This is a genomic window from Legionella parisiensis (genome assembly GCF_001467945.1).
GTDB lineage: Bacteria > Pseudomonadota > Gammaproteobacteria > Legionellales > Legionellaceae > Legionella > Legionella parisiensis.
On the sequence record NZ_LNYQ01000010.1, the window covers coordinates 1 to 9,087 of the forward strand.

The window sequence follows — 9,087 nt, forward strand, 5'->3', positions numbered from 1 at the left end:
TGGTTTTAGAAATTTTGAAAATTATAGAGTACGTGTTAAGGTCCTCTGCGGGTGATTAAAGCTGCCCCCTTAAATGGGAAAGAGCCTTGATCCGTTAATTTATATTTTATTTCTTCTTCAGATAATACAACTGATAAACACTCCATGTCCTCTCCCATCTAAACACAAATAAATAAGGTGATTAGTTCATGACTTTGTGTTGTTTGTGTCCCACAAAATCTCCACACAGTGTTTTTTAAGGGGTTGGTAAGTCGAATGTAACTTATTGATTAAACTCGGGGTCTCATGGTGGCCAGAGGCAGAATCGAACTGCCGACACGAGGATTTTCAGTCACCCAGTTGAAAAATAAGTGATTGATTTTATTATAATTTATATCGCAGGAAACCACTACAAATGTCCTACGATGGATAACAGTGTCGTACTCAAATACGCAAATTCCACACAGTGAATTTATTATCATTTGAAGTATTTTAGTTGTTAATGTCTTTAGATTATTCATCAAATTCGGAATTATTTTGGTTTTAATTTTAGAGATTTAATTATTTTGCCGATTAATAGATATAATTTAGTTTAAATAATTCTCATGAAATTTATATTTATTATTTTTTCGTATGGCTCATTTTGTGTTGCAATTTTGAGGTCGGGATCCAATGTACTGCCTGGAATTTTTCGTGATTCGCTCGCCCACTCGCCTAAATCAATGAGTTTACACCAATCGAATCAAAAAAGGTTAAAACTGGTTGTCTGCACGCCAGGTATTGGGTTTTCCACAAATAGGGTAAATAATTTTTTTATTATTCAAACCTTCATTTAATAAGTAGGGTTATAGAATTCTTACTATTTTGTATTAAGCATAGGAAGTTATGCCAAGGACTATTGAGAAATTATTATAGGAACGTTCTTAAAAGAGTATCCTTAATATGATTTCTGGTGCGGGATTATCCATTAGCAGAAAAAAAATAAAATTCAATAAAATAAAAAACTTATTTTACATTTTTTGATCTATACTGAGGTGAAAAGGCATATCAATCGTGCCACTATAATAAAAAGAGTATGTTCTGTCATCAAGGATGATTATGAAAGTCTTTTTTTCACCAAGGCTTTATTTAACCGTAGGTTTTATTGCTTACCTGGGGATTTCCTGCAATCAAAACCAAACTAAACCTTTTCCTAGCAAACCTAGACCTGTAAAAGCTATTCAAATCGGGAACACCAGTGCATTTAGTGGCCGTGCTTTTCCAGGAAGGGCAAGAGCTTTTCAACAGGTTAATTTATCCTTTAATGTAGGAGGTTCATTAATTGAATTACCTGTTAAAATAGGGGACAATGTAAAAAAGGGAACACTGATTGCAAAACTTGATCCTCGAGAATTTGAAGCGAAATTACAATCGGCACAAGCTGAACTTACCCGAGACAAACAAAATTTTTTAAGAGCAGAAGCATTAATTGGAAAAGGAAATATTTCTAAAGTAGATTATGATCTTCTAAAAGCAAAACTGGCTGTATCCCAAGCCAATAAAGATTTAGCTGAAAAATCACTCAAAGACAGCGTACTAAATGCTCCTTTTAATGGCAAAATTTCCAATTTGTATGTAGAAAATTTCCAGACGATATCGAACCACCAAAATATTGCCCGGTTACTAGATACCTCACAAATTGAAATGGTTATCCAAATACCTGAAGGATTCATCAGTTATATTCCTTTTGTAAAAGATATTCTTGTACGATTTGATTCTTTCCCCAATGAAATGATACCGGCACAAATAAAAGAAATCAGCAATGAAGCCTCACCCGAAACACGTACCTATCCCGTCACTCTTATCATGCATCAGCCGAAACATTTTGAAATTCTTCCTGGGATGGCAGGTAAAGCGACGGGTCATGTCGAACAGACAAAAAAAGAAAAAAGTAAGATTACAGTTCCTGTTTCCGCAGTCATTACCAATGATTCTGAAAAAATGACATACATTTGGATAATTAATTCAAAATCTCTAAAGGTACATCAACGTCAAATTCAGATTGGAGAACTCACTCCCACAGGTATTTTAGTATTAAAAGGGCTGCAACAAGGTGAATGGATAGTAACTGCTGGAGTTCATAGTTTAATTGAAGGAGAGCAAGTTACCCTGTTAAAAGAGCAGGATAATTAGACATGGCTTTGGCAAATTATGCAATTAAAAATAAAACCGTCACTTCATTTATCTTAATTTTGCTTGTTATTGCAGGCTCTTTATGTTTCTTCAAACTTGGGCGTTTAGAAGATCCTGAGTTTACAGTGAAAACTGCTACGATTACAACTCATTATCCTGGTGCCAGCGCAGAACAAGTAGAGTTGGAAGTTACTGATCATATTGAAAAAAAAATTCAAGAAATGTCGGAAGTAAAAGATATATCTTCTATTTCAAGATCTGGATTATCCATTATCAAAGTCAATATTAAGAATGAATACTGGTCCGATAGATTACCACAGGTTTGGGATATCTTGCGTAAAAAAGTTCAAGATATTGAGGGTAGCTTACCTCCTGGAGTTGATAAACCGGTGGTAGGAGACGATTTTGGCTATGTATTTGGATTTCTTTTAGCGGTTACCTCAGATGGGTTCAGCTATGCCGAGCTTGAAAAATACACTAAAGAAATTCAAAAGGAATTGAGCATAGTTCCTGGGGTTGCCCGGGTTGACTTATGGGGTGTCCAACAAAAAAGAATTTATTTGAATATTTCAAACACACAATTTTCTCAACTGGAAGTAACTCTAGCAGATATAGAGCGAACTTTAAAATTACAAAATCAGGTAGTTAATGCAGGACATGTCAATTACCAGTTGCAGCGAATGAGGATTGCGCCTACTGGTGAGTTTTCTAAAGCAGACGCCATCGGTGATTTAGCAATTATTCCCCAGTTGAAATTGGATAAGCCTCAGAAAAGTGAAGAAATTATACGGATTCGTGATTTTGCTGATGTTAAAGAAGATTATATTGATCCTCCTGAGCAATTAATGCGTTACTCCGGATTGCCTGCCATTGGAATTGCATTAGCCCCCTTGTCAGGAGTTAACGCAGTGAAAGTAGGTCAAGATGTAGACAAACGTCTTGAGGAACTTCAGGATAAACTTCCAAAAGGAATTGAGATCAATAAAATTTCATGGCAGTCGGACGTCGTTGCAGAATCTATTGATGCATTTCTCATTAATTTAATTGAAGCTGTAATCATTGTGTTATTGGTCTTGGCGTTCACCATGGGTTTAAGGGCAGGAATGATTATTGGAGTTTCTGGACTCATTCTCGCAATTTTGGGCACTTTTATTATCATGCTGTTGCTTCATATCGATCTGCAACGTGTCTCCTTAGGTGCTTTAATTATTGCAATGGGGATGATGGTAGATAATGCAATTGTTGTGGTTGATGGATTTATGAGTCGTTTGCAACAAGGTATTCCTAGAGAAAAAGCAGCAGTAGATGCAGCACAAATTTCAGCCTGGCCTCTACTGGGCGCTACTGTAGTTGCTTCTATGGCATTTTTTCCCATTTTTGCATCGACGTATGATACGGGCGAATACGCAGGAAGCTTATTTACCGTTATTGCGGTGTCGCTTATATTAAGTTGGGTTCTTTCCCAAACAGCCACCCCTTATTTGTGTATTTTATTTATGCCTGACCCCAAAACAACCATCAATCAAGAAGAGGCATACTCCGGTAGATTTTATAAAGGATATAAGGCCTTATTAGAGTTAGCTGTACGTTTCAGGGTGATCTTTACTTTGATTATGTGTGGTCTATTAGTGCTTTCTGTCTCCTGTTTTCGTTATGTTCCGATTATGTATTTTCCTGACTCCTCTCGATTGCAAGTGATGATTGATTATTGGGCACCCGAAGGGACTCGTATTCAGGTAGTCTCTGAAGAACTTGAAAAAATGGAGAAAAAGCTTTTAAGCGATTCAGGTGTAGCCAGTGTGAGCACTTTTATTGGACAAGGTCCACCTCGTTTTTATTTGCCCGTGGAATCAGAATTTCCTTACTCTTCTTATGCGCAGTTAATTGTCAACATGAAAAGTTTACAGGATGTTGATCGTCTAGTAGCCACACTTCCGGAATGGAATAGTAAAAATTATCCACAATCCCTGGTTCGTGTTCGTAAGTATGCAGTTGGTGCGTTTAATAACTGGAAAATTGCTGCTCGCTTCAGTGGTCCAGCCAATTCAGATCCTTTAGTTTTAAAAAATATTGCAGCACAAGCTGTAGGAATCTTACGGGCAAATCCACATACAATTGATGTGCGAACTGATTGGCGAGAACCTATATTGCAAATTGTTCCAGATTATCAACAAGAACGTGCACGTTGGGCTGGGATTTCTCGCTTGGATTTAGCGCAGACTTTGCAAAGAGCCAGTGACGGGATAACAGTGGGCCTTTATCGTGAGCAAGATAGTTTAATACCGATTATTCTACGCCAGCCACCAAGTGAACAGGATACTGCTGCGGTCGACTTGCCTTTGTTGCAAGTCAATTCACAATTGAGTACTCAAACCATACCGTTGTCACAAGTAGTAAATGGAATTGATCTTCAGTGGACTGATCCAATTATTTGGCGTTGGGATCGTAAAAGGGCAATCACTGTTCAGTGTTCTCCTTATCAAGTCACGGCAAATACTTTACGGGAAACTATTTTACCCCAATTTGAAAAAATTAAATTACCTCCTGGATACACCTTGACATGGGACGGTGAATACAAAAGCAGTACAGAATCGGCCAATGCATTAAAACCGGGTCTTTTTCCCGCAGTCGTTATTATGTTATTGATCATCGTTATGTTATTTAATGCATATCGACCTCCTTTAATCATTATTGCGGTAATTCCTTTTGCAATGATTGGGATTACTTTTGGATTACTTTTTACTGGTGTACCTTTTGGTTTCATTGCTTTGCTTGGCGCAATGAGTTTGTCGGGAATGATGATTAAAAACTCAGTGGTTTTATTAGATCAAGTGAATTTGAATCTTGCAGATGGAATGAAACCTTATGAAGCTGTTATCTTCGCAGGCCTAAGTCGTTTATCGCCTGTAGTGAACGCCGCACTGACCACCATTTTGGGAGTGATCCCTTTATTACAAGATATTTTTTGGGTCTCTCTAGCGGTAACTATTATGTTCGGATTAACAATTGGGACCATACTCACTATGTTCTTAGTGCCGGCTTTTTATTGCATTTTATATCGTATTAATCCAAAAAGGACATGAAATCATGAACCAATAATATGATAACCGCTGTCAATATAAATGGTGTCCCCTGTAATATTTTTGCCATACTTGCTCGCAAGAAAAACGACCATTGCACCTACATCATCGATATCAACCAGTGATTGCAATGGGGATTTCTCTTTTGCATGTTGAATTAAATCGTCAAATTTTTCAAGGCCGGAAGCCGCTCGTGTTTTTAAAGGACCCGGAGAAAGTGCAATCACACGAATATGCTGAGGTCCCAGTTCTACTGCCATATAACGCACGGATGCTTCCAATGCTGCTTTAACAGGCCCCATAATATTATAATGTTTCACGACTTTTTCTGCTCCGTAGAAGGACATAGCAAATAATGAACCTCCTTTTTTCATCAATGGCGCAGCCAATTGCGCCATTCGAATAAATGAATGACAGGAGATATCCATTGCCATTAGAAAACCTTCTTTAGTACTTTGATATACTGGTTTTTGCAAATCTTCTTTGGGTGCAAATGCAATTGAGTGCACAACAATATCAATATGTCCCCATTGTTTCTCGATTTGCACAAACAAATTATCTAAATCATGTTCTTGAGTTACATCACACTGACAATAAATAGAAGGCTTAAGCCCAATTGCTACTTTATCCACAAAAGGCTTTGCTTTATCATTTAAATAAGTTATAGCTATATCAGCGCCAGCCATGTGCAAAGCACGTGCGCAGCCAAAAGCAATAGAACTGTCATTGGCTATGCCTACGACCAAAGCCTTTTTACCTGAAAGTAATGTACTGTCCATGTTTATGATTCCTTTTTGTTCATAAGATGATAACAATGATTGGCAATCACCCATTCCTCGTCAGTGGGAATGACATAAACATCAACCAAGCTTTTGGGGGTGCTTATTGTGAGATGATTTGTTTTATTTAAGGCCTCATCGATTTCAAGCCCGAGCCATTCATTATTTTGAGAGACTAATTGACGAATTTGCCATGCATGTTCCCCAATGCCGCCTGTAAAAACCAATACATCCAAGCCACCAAGTACAGCAGTCAATGCGCCCAATTCACGACGTATGCGATAGACAAACAATTCAATCGCCTTTTTTGCCTGTATGCTTTTATCTTGAAGTAGTTCCTGCATATTGAATGTGGTGCAAGATACTCCTAATAACCCCGATTCTTTGTAAAGCATATTTTGGATGTTCCCTGAAGTCATTTTTTCTGATTCTAGAAAATAAAGAATCACACCAGGGTCCAAATTACCGCAACGCGTGCCCATGACAAGGCCATCCAATGCAGTAAATCCCATAGTACTGTCAATTGATTTCCCTTCTTTTACAGCACACATACTTGCCCCATTACCCAAATGAGCAATAACGATATGTTCGGAGTGTTTTTGAGGATTAATGCTTTTCAATTGATGCATAATGAATTCATAAGAAAGTCCATGAAAACCATAGCGTTTTATGCCCGCCTCAGAAAATCTCTTAGGAATACCAAATAAGTCTGCCACTTGAGGATGGGTTGCATGAAATGCTGTATCAAAACAGGCAATTTGCTGTAAATCAGGATAGAGTGCGTGGATGCTTTCTATTGCTTGCAGATTATGTGGCTGATGAAGAGGAGCAAAAGGAATATATTTTTTTAATTTTTCCGTAATTTCTGGAGTAATCAAAATGGGTTTGACGAATTCATTGCCTCCATGGACTACGCGATGACCTACTGTTGTAATGTTAAATCCAAATTGATTGGTTTTTAAAGCGGAAAATAATAATTCATAAAAAAAGTTGTAAGCGTTATTTTTTTTAAAATGAGCTTCCCTAACCAAATGATTGTCTTTGGCAAATAGTTTTAACACAGGGGCTTCACGTATGTTTTCTACTGCGCCATGTAGCAATTTGGGTAAATCAGAATGCAATTCGTATACTGCAAACTTGATGCTTGAAGACCCTGAATTGAGTGTAACAACATGAGGCTTTTCCATAATCCATTTTGATCCGAATTGGATAATCCATAGTCCTGGTCTAAGTATAGAGTATTATTTATTCTAATGTGGCAAATAAAAATCTAATTGTTTCTAAATTTTCTATGTAATGAGCTATACTGGTAGAAATAGATTTTTATTTTCTATACTGCATTAGAATAAGGAATTTCTATGCTGCCTAATCCAATTGATAGTCGCTCATTGTACAACTGGTACGATACGACAATGAGATTCCTCCAACCTTACTCCGATTATTGTCTCACGCTTTCTAAGCGATATAGGCGAATTGCTGACACTATGGACTTGCCCGTCAATTTGCCTTTTCTTTCTGACTTTCAAAAAGAATTATGCGAAACAGCGATGCACTCCTCGATTAAATATTTTAGGGAATTAACTGGATATTATTACATTGCCCACATGATGACCAATATTTATGAAAAACCCAGTTTTGACATAAAAGACATTAAATTGGGTGATGAATATTTTGAAATTGTTGAAGAACTTATAGATCGCAAAAGTTTTTGTGATTTAATCCGATTTAAGAAGAAGGGCATTGTTGAGAATGTCATGCCTAAAATGTTGCTTGTTGCGCCGATGTCAGGTCATTATGCAACTCTGTTACGAGATACAGTGCAAGCATTACTGCCTTTTTATGATGTATACATCACGGATTGGAAAAATGCCAGGGATGTTCCTCTGTCTGAAGGAGCATTTGATTTAGATGATTTTATAGAATATATCATCTCCTATTTTAGACTTTTGGGCCCTGAAGTAAATGTAATGGCAGTATGCCAACCTACGGTTCCAGTTTTAGCCGCTTTGGCTTTAATGTCTACTGCAAATGAACCAAAGTTACCAAAAAGTGCTATCTTATTGGGTGGCCCAATTGATACTACTAAATCACCAACCTCAGTCAACGAATTGGCCGTGTCTAGAGGAGATGACTGGTTTCAACAAAATGTAATTTCTATGGTTCCTAGTCGATTTCGCGGCGCAATGCGTTTAGTCTATCCAGGTTTTATGCAGCTTTCTGGATTTATGAGTATGAATTGGCAGCGTCATATTGAATCCTTGCAGTCCGCTGTGGCTAATTATGCTGAAAACAAACGTGAGGCAGCATTTAAAACGGTGCGTTTTTATCTCGAATATTTTTCAACTATGGATTTAACTGCTGAATTTTACATGCAAACCATCAATACAGTTTTTCAAGAACAATTGCTGGCACGAGGTCATTATAAATCTAAAGGCAATAACATCCGTTTACAGGATATTAAAAATACTTCGATTTTAATCATTGAAGGCGAACGTGATGATATCACTGGACTTGGCCAAACTAAAACCGTAATCAATTTATGCAAAAACCTTCCTGATCACAAGAAGAAATATTATCTTGCACTTGGCGTTGGACATTATGGGCTATTCAATGGGAGTAATTTCCGAAAAACCATTATTCCAGAAATAAATGCTTTTATTCATATGCAGGGTGGTTTCGGGACTAAGAATGGATTAAAAAATGGTACAAAAAAAACTTGATTTGGACAAGTTAGCAAAAAATTTTATGCAAAAGTGTCAATCTTTGCCAAAAATTAAAGTAGCCGTTGTATTTCCTTGTAGTGAGGAATCACTGGAAGGAGCCCTTGAAGCAAACCATCTGGGTTTGATCGATCCCGTTCTTATAGGTCCAAAAGGCACAATTGAAACCATTGCAAAAAAAATCGGAGAAGACATTAAAGATTATGAAATAATTGATATTGCTGATCCGCAAAGCTCTGCGAAAAAAGCGGTTCAACTGGCCCGAGAAAGAAAAGTTGAATCCATCATGAAAGGAAATTTACATACTGATGAGTTAATGCATGAAGTCGTTAAAAAGGAGAGTGGATTGCGGACCCG

General features: G+C 37.3%; 5 protein-coding genes and 2 pseudogenes. 4 read left to right on the forward strand and 3 right to left on the reverse strand.

The genetic code is table 11. The features are described 5' to 3' along the window. Positions 1-571: 571 nt before the first annotated feature. A pseudogene (locus Lpar_RS18420) lies at positions 572-803 on the reverse strand (DNA gyrase inhibitor YacG). Between the two features lie 274 nt (positions 804-1,077). Between Lpar_RS18420 and Lpar_RS02625 the strand changes: the two are divergent. Beyond that, positions 1,078-2,151: an efflux RND transporter periplasmic adaptor subunit gene (locus tag Lpar_RS02625; RefSeq protein ID WP_058516453.1), complete on the forward strand. Its 1,074-nt coding sequence runs from the start codon at positions 1,078-1,080 to the stop codon at positions 2,149-2,151. 2 nt (positions 2,152-2,153) lie between these two features. Beyond that, complete coding sequence (locus Lpar_RS02630; protein ID WP_058516454.1) at positions 2,154-5,234, forward strand: efflux RND transporter permease subunit; 3,081 nt, start codon at positions 2,154-2,156, stop codon at positions 5,232-5,234. Positions 5,235-5,236: 2 nt separating this feature from the next. On the opposite strand, the gene fabI is transcribed toward Lpar_RS02630, so the two are convergent. Together fabI and Lpar_RS02640 are read right to left on the reverse strand one after the other, a co-directional pair. Further along, on the reverse strand, positions 5,237-6,010 hold the full coding sequence (fabI, locus tag Lpar_RS02635; RefSeq protein WP_058516455.1) for an enoyl-ACP reductase FabI: 774 nt from the start codon (positions 6,008-6,010) through the stop codon (positions 5,237-5,239). Positions 6,011-6,012: 2 nt separating this feature from the next. Next, positions 6,013-7,197 (reverse strand): acetate/propionate family kinase, encoded by a 1,185-nt coding sequence (locus Lpar_RS02640; RefSeq protein WP_058516456.1) that lies wholly within the window; start codon positions 7,195-7,197, stop codon positions 6,013-6,015. Positions 7,198-7,368: 171 nt separating this feature from the next. On the opposite strand from Lpar_RS02640, the gene phaZ reads away from it, so the two are divergent. Beyond that, positions 7,369-8,730, forward strand: coding sequence for a polyhydroxyalkanoate depolymerase (phaZ, locus tag Lpar_RS02645; protein WP_058516457.1), 1,362 nt, complete (start codon positions 7,369-7,371; stop codon positions 8,728-8,730). Continuing rightward, a pseudogene (locus Lpar_RS19010) lies at positions 8,711-9,087 on the forward strand (phosphate acetyltransferase); the annotation flags it as partial. The gene phaZ and the pseudogene Lpar_RS19010, both read left to right, overlap by 20 nt.